Raw genomic sequence first — 23,813 nt, forward strand, 5'->3', positions numbered from 1 at the left:
AGTGGAGGGCCTCTTTGTGTTTATTGTTTGTTCTTTTTAATCCATTCTCGTGCATTAACAAATGCTTCGATCCAGGGAGCAACTTCATCCTTCTTCCGGTCGGCCGGATAGTACGGCCAGTGCCAAGGCTTAAATGCCCGCTCCATATGCGGCATCATCGCCAAATGACGTCCGTCTTTCGAGCAAAGCGATGCCGTGTTATAATCCGAACCATTCGGGTTAGCCGGATAAAAATCATAGCTGTATTTGTAAGGAATGTGGTATTGATCTTCTGCATAAGGAAGGTTGAACTTACCTTCGCCATGAGCAATCCAAACACCCAGTTTCATTCCTGCCATTGTTTTCAGCATCACTGAATCATTTTCAGCAATTTCAACATTGACAAAAGCCGACTCGAACTTGTGCGACTCGTTGTGCAACATTTTTGGCCTTTGCTCATGCTCCGGGTAAAGTAGTCCCAACTCAACCATCAACTGGCAACCGTTACAAACTCCCAAGCTCAAAGTATCCTTCCGCTTGTAAAAGTTTTCCAGTGCAATGCGAGCTTTTTCATTGTATTTAAAAGCTCCGGCCCAACCTTTAGCTGATCCTAAAACATCAGAGTTGGAGAAACCACCTACGAATACGATCAGATTCACATCCTCCAGCGTTTCGCGTCCCGCAATCAGGTCAGTCATATGAACATCTTTCACATCCAGACCAGCCAGGTACATCATGTAAGCCATTTCACGATCGCCATTCACACCTTTTTCACGAATAATAGCTGCCTTCAAGCCACTTGGCGTGCGACGATTCAGGTCGATGCCATAATCCGCTGCTTTTCCGGTGAAGTTTTTGAACTCGTATTTCAGCTCATTCTTCTTGTAGTTTTTGAAACGCTCCAAAGCCAGTTTCTCACCGCTTTGTTTGCGATCCATCAGGTATGAAGTTTTAAACCACAGTTCGCGTAATGAATCAATATCCAAGTCGAACTGAGCCTCGAAGTTTTTCACTGAGAAAGTGCGTTTTCCGGCAGGCTGCCCAATCTTAACAAACTTCACGCCTGCTTCAGCCAACTTCGCTTCAAGGCTTTCAGCATTTGCGGCCTGAATAACAATTCCCGGATTTTCATTAAAGAATACTTTCGCCGTATCCTGCTCTCCCAGACCGGTTAAGTCCAATTGCAAACCAGTTTCGTTATCGCTAAAGCACATTTCCAGCAAGCTGGTAATTAAACCTCCGGAAGCAACATCATGCCCCGCCAAAATCAATTCTTCTTCAATCAAATCCTGAACGGTGTTAAATGCTTTCAGGAAGTAAGCCGGATCAGCAACTGTTGGTGCATCCTGCCCCAGTTTGTTGATGATTTGTCCAAAAGCACTTCCTCCTAACACCAACGGAGTAGATGACAGGTCGATGTAATAAAGAGGTTTGCTGGCATCATTCACCGCAACCGGCTCCACCACCTTCTTAACATCAGTAACTTCACCCGAAGCTGAAATAATCACAGTTCCCGGAGAGTAAACAACATCGTCCTTGTATTTTTGAGTCATTGACATGGAGTCTTTTCCTGTCGGAATATTGATTCCCAAGGCACAGGCAAAATCGCTGGCAGCTTTTACAGCTTTGTAGATTCTGGCATTTTCTCCCTGATTTTTGGCAGGCCACATCCAGTTGGCACTCAACGACACGCTTTTCATTTTATCCGGCATAGGCGCCCAGATAATATTCGTCAATGATTCAGCAATAGAAAGGATAGAACCACTTTCAGCATTGATCATTCCGGCTACAGGTGCATGTCCAATGGTCGTCGCAAATCCGCTTTTACCTTGATAATCGAGTGTAATAACACCAACATTGTTTAGAGGCAAATGCAATTTCCCCGCTCCCTGTTGCTTGGCAATACGGCCGGTTACTGAACGGTCCACTTTATTGGTCAACCAGTCTTTACAGGCTACGGCTTCCAATTGCAGTACATCTTCAAGGTAAGTTTCAATTTTATCCTGATCGTAAGCCAAATCAGCAAAATTGGCTTTCTCTGTTGTATCGGTCAAAACTGTTTTTGGAGGATTTCCAAACATATAGGCCAACTGCCAGTCAATTGGTTTTTCTCCAGTTTTCGAATTCTCGAAAGTAAACTGCATATCGCCTGTCGTCTCTCCAATTACATACATCGGAGCACGCTCACGGTCGGCAATATTTTTCAGCAAGTCTACATGTTTCTCGCTCATCACCAAACCCATGCGTTCTTGCGATTCGTTTCCAATAATTTCCTTCTGCGATAGGGTTGGATCGCCCACCGGCAATTTGCTTGTATCAATTTTACCTCCGGTTTCTTCAACCAACTCCGACAAGCAGTTTAAGTGCCCACCGGCACCGTGGTCATGAATCGAAATAATTGGATTATCGTCAGACTCAGCTAACGCACGGATGGCGTTGTAAGCCCGTTTTTGCATTTCGGGGTTAGCCCGTTGTACGGCATTCAACTCAATGGCATTTTCAAACTCACCAGTAGCTACCGACGAAACGGCACCTCCGCCCATTCCGATGCGGTAGTTGTCACCACCAAGCAATACCACTTTATCTCCAATACCGGGTTTATCTTTCAAGCTGTCTTTCTTGGCACCAAAACCGATACCACCAGCCAGCATGATCACTTTATCGTACCCGTACTTCTTGTAATTTTCAAAGTGCTCGAAAGTTAAGACTGAACCAGTAATCAGCGGTTGTCCAAATTTGTTTCCAAAGTCGCTGGCTCCATTCGATGCTTTAATCAAAATTTCTTCTGGTGTTTGGTACAACCAAGGACGCTCTTCCGTTGCTTGTTCCCAATTACGGGCACCTTCGCTACGTGGGTAAGAAGTCATGTAAACAGCAGTACCAGCAATAGGCAAACTTCCTTTTCCTCCGGCAATCCGGTCACGAATTTCACCTCCTGTACCCGTAGCAGCCCCGTTAAAAGGCTCAACCGTGGTTGGGAAGTTATGTGTTTCTGCTTTCAAGGAAAGCACTGTTTCAATATCTTTTACTTCGAAAAAGTCTGGCTTATCTTGTGTTTTCGGAGCAAATTGCTCAACAACCGGTCCCTGCACAAAGGAACAGTTATCTTTATAAGCCGAAACAATTTTATTAGGATTTTCTTTGGACGTTTTCTTAATCAGCTGAAAAAGTGACATTTCCTGCTCTTTACCATCAATCACGAAAGTTCCGTTGAAGATTTTATGCCGACAGTGTTCCGAGTTTACTTGCGAAAAGCCAAACACTTCACCATCGGTTAACTTACGTCCCATTTTTTCAGCAACCGAATTCAGGTAGTCAATTTCCTCCTCACTTAAAGCCAGTCCTTCCTGCTCATTATAAGCGGCAATATCATCAATTTCCAGAATTGGCTCCGGTTTTTTATTGATCGTGAAAATTTCCTGATCCAGATTTTCATAAAGTCGTTTCAGCATAGGATCATAACCAGCTGATTGGTCAGGAACTTCAACAAACTCTTCCATTCGCACAATACCGTTCAGCCCCATATTCTGCGTTATTTCAACCGCGTTGGTACTCCAGGGGGTTATCATTTCTTTGCGGGGGCCAACAAAAAAACCGGTTAATTTGTCTTGCTCAATCAAGGTCGCCTCGCCAAACAACCAGCTTAGCTTCTGCACGTCTCCATCCGAAAAAGAAACAGTAGTTTGAACAGCAATAATGCTGCTTTGAAAGGTTTTAAAGAATAAAATCATGTTGAATCGGTTAATGATTAAGAGATATGTTATATAACACACCACAAAGATAAAAATTCCTAAAGAAGAAACATTCGAAAGAATCTGAAAACCGATTAATGTGAATAATAAAGTCAATTTATTAACAGTACCGCCACTTTAGAACCTCCAAATTGGTCGCTCAGCAGCCGGTCTGCATCGTTCAGCACCGCTTTGTCAAAGATTCAGCCAATAAGTCAGCTTCAAGTTTAAAGAACGAAAGCGCGGGCTGAGTTTCTCATTTGGAATCCCGCCCTCTGAATACCGAACATTGAATTAAAAGTAAAGGTCTGGATTGTGTATTACTAAACCGGCCCCGTATTTTTCTGAAATACGGGGCCGGTTTGTTTCTGTATGAATTTCTCCCTACTTCTGGAAAATCCATTGAGGAAAGGTCTATTAAAAAATCTGCTTCTTATAGAAAACTCCAAGTAAAACAGATTGAAATGCTCCAAATCCAGGAGTAAAGCAAACTACTCCTTGATCAGTTCCGGGTTGTTGGCAAATTCCCACATATCAAGATAAGAGAGTTTGATGATATCTTCCAGTTTTTGCCAGTTAATCAGCTCCACATGATCCGACGCCTGATGATAATCCGTGTGTCCTCCGGTATGGAACCAGAAAATTGGAATATCCCGCTTGGCAAACCCACTGTTATCGCTTCCTCCAACGGGTTTCTCAACCGCGCTAAAATTCACATCCAAGTTTAGCCCGAAGTCTTCAATGTGTTCTTTTGATGTTTCCTTTAAACTCGTCGCTGCTTCGGTATAAATCATCGCCACTTTATTCCCCGGAGCATCGGGAGAACCATTCCTCCCCACCATGTCAAAATTGAGGTAAAGCATCACTTGGTCCATTTCGTCAAAAGCCTCAATAAAATGACGCGATCCGAGCAAACCACGTTCTTCGCCGTCCCACAATGCAAAAATGATGGTGCATTTGGGTTTTACGCCTGATTCAATAAAAGCTTTGGCGATGGTAGTCACCGCAACAACGCCCGAACCATTATCGTCGGCACCGTTCCAAATATGACCATTGTGTTTTCCCAGATGATCGTAGTGTGCTCCCACAACCATGATTTTGTTGGGATCTTCACCTTCGATGCGAGCTAAAATATTGCGAAGTCCCAACACCTTGGTTTTCGCATTCACATCGATTTCCAGTTCTCCTTCTACTGCTTGCGAGTTTGTTTTGAGCTTGGCAGCCTTGGCTACAGTCTCTTCCAAAGTCGGGCCTTTCTCTCCCAAAATTTCTTCCAACATTTGTTTGGAGATCGAAATTACAGGCAAAGTGTGTTTATCACTCGGAAGCCTCAACTTTTTGTCATAAAAACTCGCTGGTTTCGTATCGCTTTCCAGCATAGCCTCATTATAACGAAAAGCCGGATTGGCTTTCCAATCGTGCTGCTTATCTTTCTGCGGATCGTACTCCAATATAGCTACAGCACCTTTATCAAATGCGGTTGTGTTTTTTTCCTTACTACCTATTTTTAGCTTTTTATCGGCAATCAAGCGGGCTGCTTTTGAGTCAGGAGCCCCATCGCCCGGAAGCCCGGCAAGACGAACCACAATTTTGCCCTTCACATCAATACCGCTAAAGTCATTCCACCCCAATTCTTTGTTTTCAATGCCGTAGCCTACGAAAACAAGCGGTGCTTTTACAACTCGGCTCTGACTGACAAAGGACACCTCAAAATCGGTTTTATAGTGGAAGCCTATTGTTGCATTTTCCCGCACAAGACTTATCGCCTGCTTTTCTGAAGGTTGAACTTCAATTGCAGAAAACTCCTGAAAATAAGAAGTTGACTTTTCATCTTTCAGCCCAAGCAATTTTTGGTAGCGATTGGGAGTCAATGTTTGCTCATCGCCATTGGGTTTTAAAGTATACAGCTTAAATAAACTGGCCAAATAATCACCCGCCAGGTAATTTCCAGCCGTTCCTGCTTCACGCCCTTCCATCCAATCGGATGCTAAAAATTCGAGTTGCGCTTGAATAACATCCCGATTAATGGTTTCCAATCCCTTCTCTTTCCCCGATTCTTGTGCCAACAACGACAAATAGAAAGTGGATGCTAATATTACAGTCAATAAATGTTTCATAGTTCCTCGCTCACTGAAGTTTTAAAAAAATTTTCATAACTCACGAATAGATGCGCAAGATAATTAAAAATTATTTTTTCATCTTCCAGCAGATAAATCCACTTTCCTGCATTCCAATTTATCTCCCTCCAACAAACCTTTTATTCTCACATAATCAGCTACACTAGCTGCATTTACAACAAAATTTCCCAAATTAGCATTAAGCAGCATGCCCTTACTTCCACATTGCAAAAGAAGCAGGCGTTAGGTACTTGGGGAACTTCCTCTCGTTGACCATCTGCGATCCTTTTCCTACTTTTGTCGAAAATTAAGACCATGACTTCCAAATTTGAAAAGTACCACCAACTGCGCAATCAAGTCGACCAACTTTCAGAGCAGCTTTCAAGCTTGCACAAAAGCCACATGGCCTGCAAAAAGGGCTGCGACCTTTGCTGCATGGACTATGATGTGTTTCCCATCGAGTTTGAAGCCATGAAAGAAGCCTTGCAAAACAAGCAGGTTGATGTCCAAAAATCCGTTGATGGAAGCTGTATTTTCCTGAAAGATCATACCTGTCAAATTTATGAGCACCGACCTATTATTTGCCGCACACACGGGCTTCCACTTCTTTTTATGAATGACGACCAATGGGAATTATCAGCCTGCGAGCTAAATTTTACTGAATTTGATGATGAAGAGTTCAATACTGAGAACACCTTTCCACAGGACAAATTCAACAGCAAACTCTTTCTCTTAAATCAGGCTTTCCTGAAAGAAAACGACTTGCCTTACTCCGACTTTGATTTAATCCCAATTCAGAAATTAAAAGGGTAAGCAATCCCCCACTACCTGATTTTATCCGGATCCACCACCAAATGCTTGATGGATTTGCCATGGTCGCCGGTGCGCGATGAGTACGAAATGTGCAGTCGGCCGTCCGGTGTCTGAATCAAGGACGGATAGGAATAGCTGCCACTCGACTTGCTGTGTGGCTCATCCTTTTCCAGGTAGGTTTTCCATTTCCAGCTTTGGCCTTCATCGTCCGACAACATCAGCACCACTTGGTAGCGCCCGTCCGAAACATCATTGCCCACAAAGGCCCAACGCCCATCCTGCAGGTTGAGCAGCTCCACACTGGCCGTGTTGGGGATATCCAGCTTTTGGGTGTACGACCAACTATAGCCATTGTCTTTCGAGACACTTCGGTGTACGCGGGCCGGAGCATCGCCGCTATCGCGCATGTAGGCCACCAGATCTCCATTGGTGCAAAGTGCCAGGGCCGGCTGAATGGGTCCCCGCCCAACAATGGGTTTGGAGGGTTTCCAGGTTTCGCCATCATCATCGGAAAGCGCACAAATCGACAGGTTAAACCCATCCGAATACAAGGGTAGCACCATTCGCCCACTGGGCAAAATCAGAGGTTTGATCCGGCTCATCCAACCAATGCTGCGCAAAACGGGGTCGTGGCTTGCTTTTTTGATCTGCTCATCGTACAAGGGCGCGTAACCGCCCCAGCCATGATGCAGTTCCGGCATTTGCTCGAATTGCGCTGCGATTTCCTCGACAAACTCCTCACCCGGCTTCAACAAAATATTATCCTGCCACTCCCACACCGGAGCTCCCGGCTTATCGTAGTTGGTGCTTGTGCGTGTCCGCAAAATCGATCCTTCCCAGCGGTTACCATTCACTGCAATCCAAACCAAAAACAACTTGTTTTGGCCATTCAAAAACAGCACCGGGTTGCAATCGGGGATGTCCGGCGTGTCTGCCATCAAAAAAGGCTTGCTCCACTGCTTCTCCCCTTGCTCTAGCCGCGCTCCCATGATTCGCACATCGTCGGATTTGCGCTCGCCACTGCCCTGAAACCAACAGATCAGAAGATCGCCATTGGGCAAAGCCACCAAGCTGCTGCTGTGTACGTGTTCTGACTGTTCCGGGAAAATAAGCTCCTCGCTAATTACCGCTTGATACGAATCCTGTGCCTGCAGGCTTGCCACTCCTGCCGTCAGCAGCAAGAAAAATATGATCGCTTGTTTTATCATCCTTGTCAATTTTTAGTTAAAGATAAGATTTAGCTGCTTTTAACGGGCGGCCTGTTCTTTTTCCTGAAACGAACCGGGAAACGAGCATTCCAAAACCTTGTTGCCACTCCACTCCCGAATCCACGTTTTAAACTGGCGCTGGTTTTCTTGCAGCACAATCACCCGACCACCCGCTTTCGGGTCTTCCTCATTGCGCATCACTTTGGTTACTCGCCCATAAGCCAAGGCAATGCCATGGAAAAAACCAATGTAATCGTTGATATGATCATGTCCGGTGAAAGTCCCCATCACATCTCCACCATGAAGCATAGCGGCAAACATACCCGTATTGATATCGGGGCTGCATTCGTCTTCGTTTTTCACCCCAATAGGAGGCGCCAGTTGGTTGTTCCACGCTTGAGTGTATTCTGGCAAGGGAATATGAAAGAAAGCCAGGGCCGGCAAGGGTTGCCCTGCATTAGCCGCCGTATAGTTACGGCTCTTTTGCAAGTACCAGTTGACCTGTGAAAAGTCGAACCAGCCGTAGCCATCCACCTTTGGTTTCAGGGTACTGTAAGCATTCGAGTCCATGCAATAAAGCAAGGCAGCCGTCTTTTGGGTTTGTCCCTTCACGGTTAACACAAAATTGGTGCTTCCCGTCAGCGTGCCTACATCATGGTTCAGACAGCCCGGAAACTGCTCCACAAAGTTGGCCAGTTCCTTTCGTGCCTTGGCATCCAGGGCATCGTGGTTCCCAAACACCACCACCCAGGGAACATCTTCTGCCTCAAAAATGGCAGCCAGCTTTCGATAAATCTCCCGAGGTGCATGCTGACTGGCAATGTCGCCGGTGAGTACCGCCAGCTGTGGCTTCTCTGCCGCCAACACCGAACTGATGACATCAAACACCTGCAAGTTTTTCCCTTCTTCCAGGTTGATGTGCGTATCGGTAAACTGCACCACTTTAAAATCTCTATCTGAAGTAAAATCAAGCGATCTTTTCTGTTGAGCAGTCCCACTCAAAGTCCACAATACAAGCAGCAAAAGGGTATACACCAATCGTTTCATTTCTTATTTTTTTAATTTGAATTCATCGGCCAACTGCCCTTCCGAATCAATCGCCTGGTACGAAAGCTCATCGCCATCAATCTTCAGGTACTGGTAAAACTGCCCGCGTGATTTCTGTACTGCCGCATATGGTTCTTCTCCAATATCGCGGGTTCGCGAGGGAATACCAATGGAAATAATATAGGCCGTACCATCCTTGTAGGAAGACACCACTTCGCCCTGCTTCATTGGCTTGGAGCGCATGTAATAGTGAATATGCCCTCCGAACACCAGGTCAACATGGTATTGATCAAACACAGGAACCCAAGCTTCCTGAATGTCGTAATAAGGTTCTTCCCAATTGTAAGGAGGAAAGTGAAACATGGCAATTTTCCAGCTTGCCGTGGTATTTTTCAACTGCCGCTCAATCCATTCGGTCTGCAACTCGACCGGCGATGTGGCATCCAGCATTAAAAACAAGGTGTTTTTGTATTGAAAGGCGTAAGTATGCTCCGGAATAATTCCGGAAGGACCTTTCTCGGGGTAGCTAAACATTTCGCGATACATCCATGCCCCCAAACCGCTCCGATTATCGTGATTGCCAAGAGTGGACATCATGGGCCGCTGACTCATTATACCATCGGTATAGCTCCACAAAGCATCCCATTGGTCGCGGTGCAGGCCATCGCTCACCAAATCGCCAACGATAGAGTAAAACGCAGCATCCGGATGTTTCTCAAAAGCCATGTTCAGCAGCTTGCCCCACTCCTTGGAAAAGTGTGTATCTCCAAACCAAATGAAGGAGAAAGAATCATCCTTCGCCTGGGTGCTAAATGAGTTTTCCTGTTTCCAATCGGCATCGATCGCAAGTCGATATTCGTAGGTTTTTCCGGGCTTCAGGTTTCGCAGCTGTGCCGTAAAGCGATGACAATAACGATCGTTCATCAGCATCAAATCTTCCATCAAAAAAGGAGTAGCATCAACAGTTTTCACCTCCTCGCCTCCCTTTTCCCGATACTCCACCTGACCTGTTTGTACCGAATTGGCTGTTCGCCATTGAATATCCATGGTCGTTGCCGGATCATCGCTCCAGCTGAGCAACAGTTGATCCGGTTTAGCCGAAGACGGATGCTCGGTTGCCCGAAAAGCACCAACAAAGTGCGACTCAGTTCCCCGCCCGCGGATGGTGGTCAGCAGTTTTTGTCCTTGCAAAGCTTCCGGCACCTCCTCTAAAACCAGCTCAGTCCAATCGTGATAGGTAAATGCCCCATCAGCCATCGTTCCCACATACTGATGCTTCGGAAAAAAGTTACTCAGCTCCAATTCGTCTGCAGAATTTTGTGGTCCCACGCTCACCAAGTAGTGCATCCCAAAGTTCTCAAAGCCATTAATACCCAGGCCAACGTGTCCGGCATCAAAATTCTTTTGCCACACCTCATAGTCTGTAATTTCATTTTTTAGCTTCATCGCTGTCTTCTGAAATCCCTGCTCTTCCAACCAAAACGGGACCACCTTCTGCTTGACACTTCGCAGCACCGAAACAACTACGGGCACATTCACATCAAACATCCAATACTTGCTACTTAAAACCTGCAACTCTTGTTCGTTGAATAACTGAAAAGCCTGCTCGTAGGTAATCGCCGCCAATTCTTCCTCGCTCTTCGTTTGATAGAGCTCGGTTACCTTGGCATCAATCACTTCTGCAACAGATGGTATCTCCGGCTTCGGCCCGGCACAACCGGCCCAAATCAACAGCCCAGCCAGCATCACCAAACAACTATTCAACATTAATTTTTTCATTATTTCCATAAGTTAATCTCTTGGGTATTAGCTCTAATTTTGTTTGAATAATTTCAATTAATATACTTTCGGGCGTGACGGCCCCTGGTAGGGTGCTGCACCCTCGGGGTCTCCAACTTCCACGTCTAACAGCTTCGGATCGTTGGTTTCCGGCGCTTCAATAAAGCCATGGTAACGTCCCATCCAGTAGTCCCGCACAAAGCCGGTGGGCTCCATAATCCGATGCCCATGGCGTCCTCCGTCCAAAACAACAGCATTTCGGCTTCCCCTAACCACATTCTTTTCACGGGGAGAAATCGCTTTCAGCCCTCCTTCATACGACGTGTAGCCTGCTTCAACATGCAAATCATCGCGATGCGAATTTCGGAAGCTATGCTCCGTTGGATCAAGCGTCCATGCCCTCAGGTGCTCCACTGATGCCTGCACATCGCAGTCGTTGCCGGTAATCACGCCATAAGCAAAGTTGAACCAGGGAATGTGCTCCATGCGTTTCACCTCCCAGGTACGTTCCAAGCTGCGCAAGTACACCGAGCGCAAAACCGGATCTTTCTCATAACGCAACAAAGTGTAATAGCTGTAAAAGGCCAGCTCATCGTCCCAAGGCGCTATGTTCTCGGGCGGAAACACATTCTTTTGCCGAATGGTATTGGCTGGATAGCCCCAATCAATCAATTGCTGGTAACCATCAGCAAACTTCTGATTTCCGGTGAGCGCCAAGGCCGTTTGCATAAATGTCAGCGCTTCCAATCCGTTTACGCCGCGGTCAACGTATCCATAAGGCCTTAATAAGTATTCCGGATTCCACCGTCCCCAGCGGGTTGGCTTACCATCCATATCGTGCAAGGTCCATCCACAGTCAATGATGTAATTGGAGATTTTTGCCAGGTGCTCCCGCGCCATTTCTTTTTCTTTTCCATCGGCTACTAAATCGTGAAACAAGGACACCGAGTAAAAATGGGCAATGGCCTCATCACTGGAGGTATCCCCTTTCCAATACCACTTGCCATCGGGAGTTGGATACCACTTGGCAGGCAAGCCACCTGATCCATGTTTCCCCATCTCACCCTTATCGCCTGTTATTGACCAAATGGAACGGGCAAAAAATCCATCAATGGGTGTTACTTGCTCCAACCAAAGCATGGCTTTAAATGACTCCACCGCTTCCTCCCGGGCCTGTTTATCTCCCGTAACAGCATATTTGTAGCACATAGCAGCCAGGTAAGAAGCCGTATGCGAACCGTCATTATCGCTGATCTCACGCACCCACTCCCCATTTTTCAAATCAAGTGTATGGATGAAGCCCATTCGTTTATGCCCCCACGCTTCCAGGTGATGCTCATAGTAGGCCGCTTTCTTCTGCAAAGTATATGGCTCATAAGACAGAATCGACAGCCCTCCATTTGTTGCAATAAACACTTGCTGATTGTCAACAGCCAGGGCATTCACCCGATTATCCGGAAGCCAGATGTCCGCTCCGAAATAATGCCACTCGTCATTCAACATACGCACCGCTCCACGCTCGGTGCCAATCCAAATATCCTGATCGAAGCCTCGCTCCAGGCAGGTCGTATTTTCAACCGGCAAGCCATCTTCTCCCCTAATGGTTTTCAGCGCTGCCCCTTGCAACACCCCCAAACCACGGTCGGTCGCAATAAACAAGCGACTGCCATAACTCAAAAAGTCACGCGTACTTCGTGAGGGAAGAACTCCCCAATCGACAAAGTCATCATTCACTGTTTTGCCATCAAATAAAACGATCCGGCCCGGGCGCAAAATATATAAGGTTCCGCTGTACGATTCGATATGATCAATGGGACCTAAACGCACCGGATCAGCATGAAGCTGCGTGCCATCTTCCATTAACATGGTCATGTTGCTGGTGTAATAACCTCCTTCGGGTTTGGTACTTACAAAGCGATCATTTTCCAATCGGAAAATCTCTTCAGAAGTCGCTGCATGCAAAGCGCCGGCATGCATACACACATCAACAAAAATTTGATTGTCGATTAATTTCCAGGCTTTACCCTGGTTGCGATAAATTCCGTGGGAAGTCAGCGCCCAAACGGCCCCACCAGCAGCCTTCAGCCGAACAACCTGCTCGGGAGCCTGAGAGGCAGAAAGAAGTTTTCCATCTTCCACCTGGAAGAGCTGCTTGCCAACTAAGGCATAGCAAGTTCCCTGCGTAGCAGCCACAGCCGTTACCGGCTCATCGGTTGGAATTTTCTGAACCGATTCTTGCAGGAAAACTTCATCTTTCTGAGGCTTCCAAAGTTGCTGATCCTCTTGGTAGAGCGGCTGTGAAAGCACGCTTCCAGTCACAGTACATATCAGTAGGCAAGCAATAAACCAATTTCGAAAAACAGCTTGTAAATCCATCGTTTGTTCTTTTCAAAAGTTTGTAATTCGCAGTTGTTCGAAAAGAAAGTAAGTGGCGTACCCAAATCGCTGAGCAGTTTAAGTACGCCATCTTATCAAACTAAACCAAAACAACCTTATTTTTTATAGAACCGGCTTCAGCGCCGGTCGCTTTCGTATCTTTATTTCGTTTGAAAATCAAACTTACTTTTGAGGCTCACTGATGACTCCCAAGTAACGGCCAATCCAGTATGGAAGCAGCCAAATATCGCCCGCACTGTATTCGGCATGTCCGCGGCCATTGCTGTCCAAGTCAAACCGGTTGGCATTGTGACGGGACACCCGTAACTCTCCTGCCGGCAACACTTCCCGGATGGTCTGCTTTCTAAAGTTGGGCTCCACAAACTCAATGTCCTTGCGATGGCTATTTTGAATGCCCCAATCAATCAGGTCCAGAGGGTATTCTCTCAGGTACCAAATCGCCTCTTCAAAATCGTAGTTATCTTTTCCAACCAAGGCCGTCATGATATTCCAAAGCCCTTCTTTCTCCGGACGCTCATGTTCCCAGTGGTCCAAAATGGCCTTTTTGTAATTCGCCTTCAGCGTGTCGTTGAAAGCGTAACGATAAAGTCCCCAATAACCGCAGTAGTACATTTCATCGTCCGAATGGTTCCAGCCACTGGATAACATCTTGCTCCAATCGTCGGCATCCTCCGGTGCAGGGCCAATCTCTTTCATCGGCCGCATCAGATTCTCGTAATAACCATGCTCCTCCATCAGTTGAAACGCGGCTTTCTTGTACTTTTCTTTTTGGGTAAAATGATAAGCAGTTTGCAACATCCCAATGTAGTTGCTGGAGTTAATCTTCCGGTCGCCAACCATGATTGGGCGAGCATTCACATATTCAGGGTTCCAGCGTCCCCACACCGTAGGCTCACCATTCCAGTCCACCAAATAATGGTCGTGCTTCAAAGCATGCGACATCAAGGTGTCGATCAAAGTAATGGCTTTATTTTTCAAGTCCGGTTCAGCAATCAACTCTGCAATGGCCCCAAAGGCAAAGATGTGTCCAATAGCTTCATCGCTGCTGGTTGTCGATTTCCAGTCCCATTCCGGATCCTCAGCCCTACGCCAAGGTTTATCGTGGTATTTATAGCCCCGGCGCTCGAAAGACCGCGATGGAAAACCGGGAACAGGATTAATGGAGTAAAGCCGCTCCATGGCATCCAACGATTCGCGTACATTTTGTAAAGCTTCGGAAGAACCGGTTACCGCATAGCGAAACACTTCGCCGGCCAGGTACATGGTCGTCCATAAACCATCATTGTCCGAAGTTTGGAGGCTACCACTTGTAACATCTCCATCTGTCATGTTGCTCACCGTTCCGTTAAAGCCATGGCGAATGTGACGTTCCCGAACCTGCTTGTCGTAATACATCGCTTTATCATGCAAGGTCATTTCCTTGCGACAGATTTTTCCCAAGCCCTTATTGGTCAAAATCAAGATTGAATTCTCCGGCCCATCAGCCAAGTCAATCACTTCATCAGATGGCAGCCAGCGTTTGGACGAGTAGTAACGATAACTGCCATCCTCGTTACGCTTAAAAGCACCGCGCGTTGATCCAAACCACAAGCCATCCTCCAGCTTGGCAATGGTCGTAATTTCATTCCAGGGAAGCTTTCGTTTAATGGCACCGGGCTTTCCTGTTTTGGTATCCACTTCGTAATAACCATCATTGGTTCCAACGAGCAATTGATCTCCGGCCACTTCAATACAGGTTATCGAAGCATCATCCAGAATGGTCGTCAGCCTTTTTTGAGCTGGATTAAAAGTTGACACCGTATGCTGTCCTAAAATCCAATACAGCTTATTCAATGCATCGTAACGAATGGCGCGTACTTCATCTTCGGCAACGCCCGACCATCGCAGCTGGTCCCAGTCCAGCAACTGCAAGTTTTTCCCATCTGAGATCAGGAAAGTAAAATCATCATCAACTGCAAAGTAACGCACTTCAGGGATCTGATGGCGACTGTACAATTTCCCAGCCCAAGCGTTACTCAACACAGCCTTGTCATCCAAATAGACCAGCTGCTTTTGATGACTCATCAAATCCTTCAGTCCTTTATCTGATGTTGGCAAATACTGCACATCCTTCACCAGTTCGCCGGGAAAAAGAAATTGGCCGGCTTTTGGTCGCAACAAACCATGCGACGAAAGCACCTGCACATAGCCATTGCGATCAGCAGCCACCCGCAGAAGCTCAACCCGGTCGTTGTTAAAATTGTATTTGATACTGTATTCTTGAATAAAAGGGGTATCCTGAATTTGAGCTTGATTGTTCTTTCGCTGTCCTATGGAAGACAAGGAAAGCATTAGCCCCAAGATAAAGATACCCGATTGGAGAAGTCGTTTACTGTTCATTTCTATTGGTTTAAGTTCTGTTTAAGTTACACTATATTTATTACTAATTCTATCCGTTTTTAGATTTCACTCAGGGCTGCATCAAGCTTTTCCAGGTCTAACTGTAGCGTAAATATTTGTAAAAAACTGGTTGAAGTATCCGATTCACGATTGCCTACTTCCATATTATAAGCAGCCAGCAGCCCATTGTTGGACACCACCAATTGGCTGCGTTGTTTGGAATCGTCCGTAAGCCAGAAGGCTTTCCCAAAATGTGGCCCTTGTTGGACATAAGAGGCAAGTAGATTCCCATCAACCAGACAAAAAATCCAATTGCCGGAAGGATGCCAGCGTAAATCCGACGCATCCGACCGAAAGCTGCTAACCTGATGGGGTAATAACTTCTTCTGCATGGCTTGATCACTCCCCTCTGCCGCGATAATCCACAATTGATCAATTCCCGATTTATCTTTCGCCAAGTATGCAATGTAGCGGCCATCTGCCGATCCGCGCACAATACCAGAAACCCCGCCGGCATGTGTCAACCGACGAATGGAAACACCTTCAGGCGGTTCCGGAAAATGGGTTGCATCACCGGAATAGGCCGTTGTAATCACAACATTTTCGGGGACATCAGCCACAAATAAATCCTGCTGATAATCACGACCATTTTCGGCTCTTACCTTCCCCACAAAAGCCCGCATAGTTCCTTTTCGATCAAGCCAGGAATCTCCAAAGGCCCGTTCAATTTCACCAGCCTTTGAGTTCCCTTTTTGTGCAGGTTTTAGCAACACCGCAAAGTAATGCGAAGCTCCTTTGGGAGCCTTCAAGTTTGGCTCCATGTAACCAATGGTCCGATCATATTCCGGGCACAAAAAATCGTCGTAGGTAAATCCAATTCGCAAGCCATCCTTCGAATATTCATGCCGATGAGTTCCTCCCCGATGGGCCCCGGAGATTGTTGGCCGATCGGTAGCGACAGCCCGCTTATCGAGCCATTGAAAGTGGCCCGCTCCATCAGCACTGACCTCGGCTCCATTCCGATTACGAATGCCGTAATAGCCACGCTCCTCAACCTCATTCAACATCGGTCCATGAATGAAAGCTACCTTATTTTCACTGGGGTGCCATGATACCGCCGCAACTCCCGGAGCAGCCTGCACTCCGGTAACGGATTCCGGCATCCAAAGCACCGTTTCCTTACCAGTTACCAGCTCAATTTTTTCGATGGACTGACAATTAGCCAAGTCGCTATTGAAGACGGTTCCGCGCGTATCGTAGCATAAGAAACGATCATCCGGAGAGAAATTATCATTGTTGTCCAAGGCATGATTTTTTTCGGAGAAGGAAAGTTGCTGTTCGCTCATGAGTCGTCGATTCTTATTTGGTTGGGTTGAAGTTTTTGAAGTACAGCCAATCACGGAGACCGCCAGTACAAAGAGTAGGCAAAAAACAAGGGGGCAATATTTCAAACTTGCGGCATTCATCAATGTGTTTATACCAATTCTTTTATAGCTTAATTTACTCGGAATAAGCGATGGGCTCTCCATTCCTGTCCAAACATATCCTTGGTTCGAACGGTAAGTTTATGCACTCCCGAGGTCAAATTATCGGGAAGCTTCCTTTCCCACATATGCGTTGAAACGCTCGGATAATCCATCGGATAACCAAGTACATCTTCTAATTTATGATCCCCTTTCTCCAGTTCCAGGTAAGGGTTTAACAGATGTACTTGTAAGCTTTGCGGGTCAATTTGATCCTTTTTTTCTAAGTTGAACCACGATCCTTGTCCATTCACCTGCATTTCGACAACTGATTTTTCCGATCCAGCAAATACATTCACCACAACCACTTGCTCGCCAGCTTTGGCTGCATCAATTTGCTCTGGCAAGTAGATATTCATCTGGTAATCCGCCGGACGCCTTGCTGCTTTAAATCGAATTTTGTAGCTATTTTCATCGAAGCTCACAATCGAATAGCCATTGGGGGCTCCGTCATTCATCGTCGCATGAGGTATTCCGAGTTCGTCCTTCAAACCACACCACCAGCTACCACAAACCGTCGCATTCACCAAGTGATGATGGGCTTCATCCTCCTGCCATCCCTGATCAACATTCAAAAATAAATGAGCTTGTTCATGCGCATGTCCGGAAATGGAAAAGCTATGTTTTCGATCCTGAATCAGTTCCAGAATAGCCTCTTTATTATCACACTCAATGATAGGAGCGTGCATCATTAAAACCACCAGCTTATCTGCGGGAACAGCTCGCAAATAGCTTTTGACAAAAGCAATCTGCTCGCTTGTAAAGTGTGGAGAATAACGGCCATCATCGCCATAAAAAATATTGTTCAAGGCAATGAAAACCACTTGCCCGTATTCGAAAGCATAGGTACTTGGGCCAAAGAAGCGCTCAAATGTATCATCCCGCTCTTGATTTGATTTAGCCTGACGATCGTTGTCATGGTTGCCAAAAATATTGTACCACGGAATCCCGATATGACCAATGTATTGACTGATGCTATCCATCAAAAGCGGATCATCGGCAACCAAATCTCCAAGGCTAACTCCAAAGCGAGCCTCCGTTGCCAGACATTCCTCCACCACATCATGGGCAATGTACTCCACCTCCTTCATGCCACGAGCCTGCGGATCGCCCCAGAAAAGCACATCAAACTGCTGCGGTTCATCATTCCGTTGCAATGGAAAGTTCAGCTTGCTTTTGTTTTTTGCAGTCTGCTCAACATCATCAAATAAGAAATAATGTTTGGGTAGTTGATTGCTTTTAACCCCAACCTGATAGCCAGCTGGTTTGACCACGAAGATTGCCTCTTCATTTCGAACAGGCAATTTCCAATAACCATCAGCATCGGTTTGAATGACTTCCAAACCATTGGAGACAGAAACCCCCTTCACGCCAGGTTCTCCGGAATCCAATTGGCCATTCTTGTTTTGATCGAGATAGACAAATCCATCCGAAAATGATTTTGCCTGTGCAATCCCCAGCGAACTCGCCAGCAAGCATCCCAAGATTAATATACGTCGAATTATCATTGATTAGTTTTAACATCCCCTGAAACTAAGCAGCTTGGCTAAGTACCGGAGACTTCGGTCGTTATACATTGAATCAGCGGAGGTGCATGGCGCCCCCGCTGATCATTTATAGTTGGTTGTAGAACCTTAATAAGGTTTGTTAGTTCCTTGTAGCAGCCAGAACTTTGACCATGCGCTATCTTCACCATCGGTCGCGGTATAATCCGTTTCCTGAAGGTTTTGAATAGCAGCATCGTAGTTCACATTATTCCGGTCTTTTTCGCTTGCACCATATTGAAAACGCAAAGGCATGGCTTCACGAACCCCCTTCTTGCCAACTGTTAGCTGGGGCAATCCTGTCCGGCGCCAGTCGCACCATGCTTCATGAGCAACAGTCCAGTTGGCGATCCATTTTTGCTCCATAATTTGCTCTATTGAGCCGTCAAAAGCAACACCAGCAACCGTCACATAATCATTGTAAGCATTCCCTACTTCCCAAGTATTCAGCGAAGCTTTTATACCTTTTTCATACCAACTTTGCTGATCGCCAACGTTCCAGCCTTTTTGAGCAGCTTCAGCCAAAATGAAACAGACTTCAGCATAGGACATCAAGCGGGCTTTTAGCAAGTCACCTTCGGCCTCCATATAAATATCATCCAATGCAGAGTTATGCACATTCGGACCTCCCTGAATAGGATTTGGATTTAAGTTCCAGCCCGAGCCATCTCCGGTTGTCGAAGCAATAGGCAAACCAACATAAACCATCGTATCAACCAATACCTTACCAGCTTCGGCATCATCAACCCAAGTATCCGGAGCGTACAAAACCATGTTGTTTTCTGCCATGTAAGTAGGATTTAAATACCTGACTCCATCCACAACAACATCGCCTTCGTAGTCCTCTGAAACCTTTATTTGCATCTTCACTGGGTTAAACCAAACATCCAAACGCGGATCTTCCAGCCCTACCAAGACATCGCGGAAACCAGCACAAAGCTGAATCCGATTAAAGTTGCTGGCTGAAGCGTCGTAGGTAACATTTGCTGGCCACGAATCAGCGTTGGAAGAACCAACATAGCTCATCATGGCATCCTCTTCAAATGAAGCAAAAACCGGATAGCTGGAAGCATTACTCATGATCTCCTCAACTCCTTGCTTGGCATAGTCAGGCAATTTTTCAGAAAGTCGCATGTAATACCTCAACATCAACGAATTGGCGAATTTGCGCCACAATTCAGGATTCCCACTGTAAAGAATATCAGCATTCGCCTGGATTCCTTTGTAGGCCCCAGCCGGCTTCGACAAAAGCGTATTGGCTTCTTTTAGTTCTTCAATGATTCCTTTGTAAATTGTTTCCTGCGAATCGAAAGTCGGAAACAAATCCCCCTGACCACCGTCCGGTGCATTTAAGGCATTGGTGTAAGGAGCATCGCCCCAGGAATCAACAACATAACCATAATTAAACGCGCGCATCACCAAAGCAACTCCTTGCTGAAACTCCATCCCTTCTTCCATCGAGCGTTGATACAGGTGCTTCGCATTACGCAGGTTCGCATACCAAGTGTCCCAACCTCGTTCTTTGTTCCAATCATATTTGTTAAGCTCGCTTCCCCAGCCACTCTTTTGCACATACTGCATGGTTCCGGCCACCCAGCCTTCATAATTATCCTGCAAGTAAGGATGAGCCGTTTGAGAAATAACTGTTGGAACAACCAAGTTGGGTTGGACAAGATCCGGGTCAACCCCATTCGGGTCGATATTCAGCTCTGTCAGATGGTCTTCGCACGATGCCAAAGCAAGGATTGCAAATACCAACAATATCTTGTGAAATGAATTTATTCTTTTCATGTTTTTCTGTTTTATCCGTTAAAAACTCACGTTCAACTTAAGACCAACAGGAATTGTCCAAGGACTAACATTGTATCGTTCAATTCCTTGTTTAAATTGAATACCACTCCCTTGTACGCCTGATTCAGCCTGGAAAGCTGTTTCCGGATCAATATTAATTCCAGCTTTCGTCCATAGAATTAAGTTCCGGCTATAAACTGAAACAGAAGCATTCTGAATTCCAAGCGACTTTAGAGGAGGAAGTTGGTAGGTCAGTGAAATCTCCCGAAGTTTTACGAAGTCAGCGTCGAATGTTGCATTGCGGGTATAATCCCAACCATAAAAATCCTGATAGCGGATCAGAGGCGTACCTTCATCACCCAAATGCTCTTTAACCATGACAAACTTCCCATTGTCATCATAATAGCCTTCAACACCAGGCATAAACACTCCATCATTTAGGGTGATGCCATTCTCCGTATGTGGAAAACCTCCAGTGTCCGAAGTTGGCCCTCCAACAAGGACAAAGAACATTCCGTCAGGCGACAAATATTCATCGGCATGATCTTTCAAATATTGAGCAATTTCGGAGCCATTCATATCATTCAACTTAAGGGTGCGATCCATCCAGCGCTGCGTGTGTAAATCAGACTCTCCATAACGGAAGGTTTGCGAAACAAACTGCCCTCCTTTACGCCAGTCCAAACTTGCACTCAACGTCCATTTTTTATAAGAAACTGAAGTTTGCATGCCCAAGGTAAAATCCGGGTTAAAGTTTCCAATTACAGGAGCTACACGGTTACCATCGGCATCTTGTAAAGTACTATTACTATCATCCCAGCCTTCATCATCAATGATTGGCCAGCCATGGTAGGGAGAGCCTGGATCATCAACACGAGTCATCGCGCGGTCAATGATTTGTCCGATTTCATCGCCAACCCAAGTATAGGCTCCTCCTTTGGCATCACTCCAAAGCCTGATGTAATCAAAGCCTTCCGCCAATTCTTCAATTCTTGTTCGGTTTTTAGAGAACACAAAATTCACATCCCAGTTCCAGTTCTCAGTGGCTATTGGCACCCCTCCTAATGAAAGTTCAATCCCTTTACTGGAGATCAGGCCTGCATTGATTTGCTTGCCGGTATAGCCTGATGAAGGAGGCAGTGCAATGCTCAAAATCTGGTTTTCATTTTCAGCTTCATAATAGGTACCATCCATTCTTAGTCTGCTGTTGAAGAATGCCAAATCAGCTCCAATCTCCCAACTGGTTTGAATCTCCGGTTTTAGATCCGGTAATAATAAAGTTCCCGAAGTCCCCAAGCGAGGTTGATTATCCCAAGCCCCCATGTTTTGCATGGTAGCCATTAAGCGATATGGGTCTGTGTCGTTACCAACCATAGCCCAGCCACCACGCAGTTTAGCCAAAGACACCTTGCTTCCCATGTCGAATACATTATTCAACAACAAGCTCAAGGAGGCTGAAGGATAAAAATAAGAGCGATTATCAGCCGGTAAAGTACTAGACCAGTCGTTTCGAGCGGTTAAATCCAGATAGACGGCATCTTTATATCCTAATGAAGTCAAAGCATACAAACTATAAATTGCTTTTTCGCTCCAGCTTGAACCATATTCAATATTATCCGGAGCAATGTTACTTAACGAATACAGACCGGGGACAATTAAGCCGCTCCCCCGCGCTTTTGTTCTGGCCAGGTTGTTCTCGGCATATTGATACATGTAGTTACCCCCGGCCGAAGCTGAAAGACTAAAATCTTCAAAGGTCTTATTGTAGGCTAATAAAAAATCTCCATTCTGCTCTCTCCGAGCCATATTGAAAATACCATAGGCCCCGTTTGCATCCCGCGTGTAACTAAGGGCAATTTTACTCTCGCGTCTTTCATGAAACTGATCATGCGTATATCGTCCCATTAATGATAACTCAGGCGTGATTTGCCAGTCGATCTTTGCATTCCCAAATACCCGGTCTCGGCTGAAACCGTTATTCACTTCATTCGCTAAAAAATAGGGGTTGTTGATTCGGTCCACTTTTTCATACGATCCATCTGGTCTCAGATCCAGCGTATAAGGACCATTCTGTTGAATTCCTTCCAAGCCTGGCTCCCAATAGTTTTTCAAATCGTTAATGTCAATATGTGAGTTGATATCGTATAAAGCCTGGAGAGGGTTTGCTCCTCGGTTTCCAACAGATGGTCGGTTATCGGCCCCTGAGTTGGTAAAATTAATGCTCGAGCTAACCGTGAGGTTATCGACCAACTTCAACGAAGAGTTCAGGCTAATTGAGTTTCGGTGCAAATCACTGTTTGGAATGATTCCTCGGTTCTGCATGCTTTCAAATGATACCCGATAGTTTAGCCGATCTGTTGCATCAGTGAGCGAAACCCCATTGGTCGATGTAATACCGGTTCTGAAAAAATCTTTAAAATTATCGGGATGAGAAACCAACTCAGTTGCTTCAACTTCCCCATTCGCATTGAAATAAGGCCATTGATAAGCCATCATTCCTTTGTCCATCTCAGGTCCAACCCAATAGGAATCACCGACGGGAACCACGTAATAAGGCAATCCATTATTGGGGCGGTTATCTTGAGTATAGGGGCGTTGTCCATTCGCAAAGCGTGTGTGTTTTTCGATATACTTATAAGGTTTTTCGACAACGGTATTTGACGTAACCGTAATGCCAAGCCCTTTGGATTCCTTTCCGGACTTTGTGGTAATAATCACCACTCCATTCCCAGCCCGCGAACCGTACAAAGCAGCAGCACTTGGGCCTTTCAATACCGAAACACTTTCGATGTTTTCAGAACTTAAATCAGAAATGGCATTACCATAGTCCGGATTATTTTCGCGACCAACAGATGTAATATTATTCAACGTATTGTTCATCGGTACTCCATCAACCACAAAAAGCGGCTGGTTGTCACTTGTTAATGACGAAGCCCCTCGAATAACCATACTTACTGATGACCCAGCACCACCAGTAGAACTAATAGCAACCCCGGAAACCTTCCCGGAGAGTGAATTCAAGACATTTTCCTGAGCCACTTTTTGCAATGACTCACCATCAACTTCAGCAACAGAGTATCCCAACGACTTTTTCTGACGAGAAATGCCAAGAGCAGTTACCACTACTTCATCAACCCCAATTGTTGATGACTTTAAGACAACGTCCACTACAGACCGTCCGTTGACTGGAACATTTTGCGTTTCCATACCAACAAAAGAGAACACCAATGTAACATTGGAGTTTGGCAGTTGTAGGTTGTAGCTCCCATCAAAATTGGTCACTACCCCACTGTTTGTACCCTCAATCACGATAGATACTCCGGGCAAAGGCTCACCATCGTCACCCGTTACGGTACCGCTTACCCGATTTTGAGCTGTAGCAGCAACACAAAACAGAGCAAATAGTGCAACCAGAAGTGTCTGCAAAATTCTTTTTTTCATAGATCGTTTTTTTGATTTAATTAAAATCATGGATCATAATCTTATCATCCACTCTTACAAAGTT

12 protein-coding genes are annotated in these 23,813 nt (G+C 45.8%); 1 reads left to right on the top strand and 11 read right to left on the bottom strand.

Going from position 1 to position 23,813, the window contains the following annotated elements; translation table 11 throughout:
• Positions 1–20: 20 nt before the first annotated feature.
• A complete protein-coding gene (gene purL / locus Q1A18_RS12575; protein ID WP_299580582.1) occupies positions 21–3,710 on the bottom strand; it encodes a phosphoribosylformylglycinamidine synthase in 3,690 nt (1,229 codons plus the stop codon).
• A 491-nt stretch (positions 3,711–4,201) separates the two neighbouring features.
• Positions 4,202–5,827, bottom strand: coding sequence for a M20/M25/M40 family metallo-hydrolase (locus tag Q1A18_RS12580; RefSeq protein WP_299580585.1), 1,626 nt, complete (start codon positions 5,825–5,827; stop codon positions 4,202–4,204).
• Between the two features lie 315 nt (positions 5,828–6,142).
• On the opposite strand from Q1A18_RS12580, the gene Q1A18_RS12585 reads away from it, so the two are divergent.
• Positions 6,143–6,640, top strand: coding sequence for a YkgJ family cysteine cluster protein (locus Q1A18_RS12585; RefSeq protein WP_299580588.1), 498 nt, complete (start codon positions 6,143–6,145; stop codon positions 6,638–6,640).
• Positions 6,641–6,651: 11 nt separating this feature from the next.
• Here Q1A18_RS12585 and Q1A18_RS12590 read toward each other — a convergent pair whose 3' ends face one another.
• The 9 genes from Q1A18_RS12590 to Q1A18_RS12630 all read right to left on the bottom strand — a co-directional run bounded on the left by Q1A18_RS12590 (position 6,652) and on the right by Q1A18_RS12630 (position 23,749).
• The gene (locus Q1A18_RS12590) at positions 6,652–7,848 is read right to left on the bottom strand and encodes an exo-alpha-sialidase (protein ID WP_299580591.1); all 1,197 of its coding nucleotides are present in this window, start codon (positions 7,846–7,848) and stop codon (positions 6,652–6,654) included.
• Positions 7,849–7,887: 39 nt separating this feature from the next.
• Positions 7,888–8,895, bottom strand: a complete 1,008-nt coding sequence (locus tag Q1A18_RS12595; protein WP_299580594.1) for a metallophosphoesterase family protein — start codon at positions 8,893–8,895, stop codon at positions 7,888–7,890.
• 3 nt (positions 8,896–8,898) lie between these two features.
• The gene (locus tag Q1A18_RS12600; protein ID WP_299580597.1) at positions 8,899–10,674 is read right to left on the bottom strand and encodes a metallophosphoesterase family protein; all 1,776 of its coding nucleotides are present in this window, start codon (positions 10,672–10,674) and stop codon (positions 8,899–8,901) included.
• A gap of 57 nt (positions 10,675–10,731) precedes the next feature.
• Entirely contained in the window at positions 10,732–13,050 is a 2,319-nt protein-coding gene (locus Q1A18_RS12605) for a hypothetical protein (RefSeq protein WP_299580600.1), read from the bottom strand.
• 183 nt (positions 13,051–13,233) lie between these two features.
• Positions 13,234–15,450, bottom strand: a complete 2,217-nt coding sequence (locus Q1A18_RS12610; protein WP_299580603.1) for a hypothetical protein — start codon at positions 15,448–15,450, stop codon at positions 13,234–13,236.
• Positions 15,451–15,509: 59 nt separating this feature from the next.
• Positions 15,510–16,796 (bottom strand): DUF3748 domain-containing protein, encoded by a 1,287-nt coding sequence (locus tag Q1A18_RS12615; protein ID WP_299580606.1) that lies wholly within the window; start codon positions 16,794–16,796, stop codon positions 15,510–15,512.
• A 149-nt stretch (positions 16,797–16,945) separates the two neighbouring features.
• Positions 16,946–18,481 carry a calcineurin-like phosphoesterase family protein gene (locus tag Q1A18_RS12620; protein ID WP_299580609.1) on the bottom strand — a complete coding sequence of 512 codons (1,536 nt, stop codon included), beginning with the start codon at positions 18,479–18,481 and terminating at the stop codon, positions 16,946–16,948.
• Between the two features lie 126 nt (positions 18,482–18,607).
• Positions 18,608–20,308: a SusD/RagB family nutrient-binding outer membrane lipoprotein gene (locus Q1A18_RS12625; protein WP_299580612.1), complete on the bottom strand. Its 1,701-nt coding sequence runs from the start codon at positions 20,306–20,308 to the stop codon at positions 18,608–18,610.
• An 18-nt stretch (positions 20,309–20,326) separates the two neighbouring features.
• Positions 20,327–23,749 (bottom strand): SusC/RagA family TonB-linked outer membrane protein, encoded by a 3,423-nt coding sequence (locus tag Q1A18_RS12630; RefSeq protein ID WP_299580615.1) that lies wholly within the window; start codon positions 23,747–23,749, stop codon positions 20,327–20,329.
• Between the last annotated feature and the right edge of the window lie 64 nt (positions 23,750–23,813).

Origin of the sequence: uncultured Sunxiuqinia sp., assembly GCF_947495665.1 — a bacterium.
Lineage (GTDB): Bacteria > Bacteroidota > Bacteroidia > Bacteroidales > Prolixibacteraceae > Sunxiuqinia > Sunxiuqinia rutila.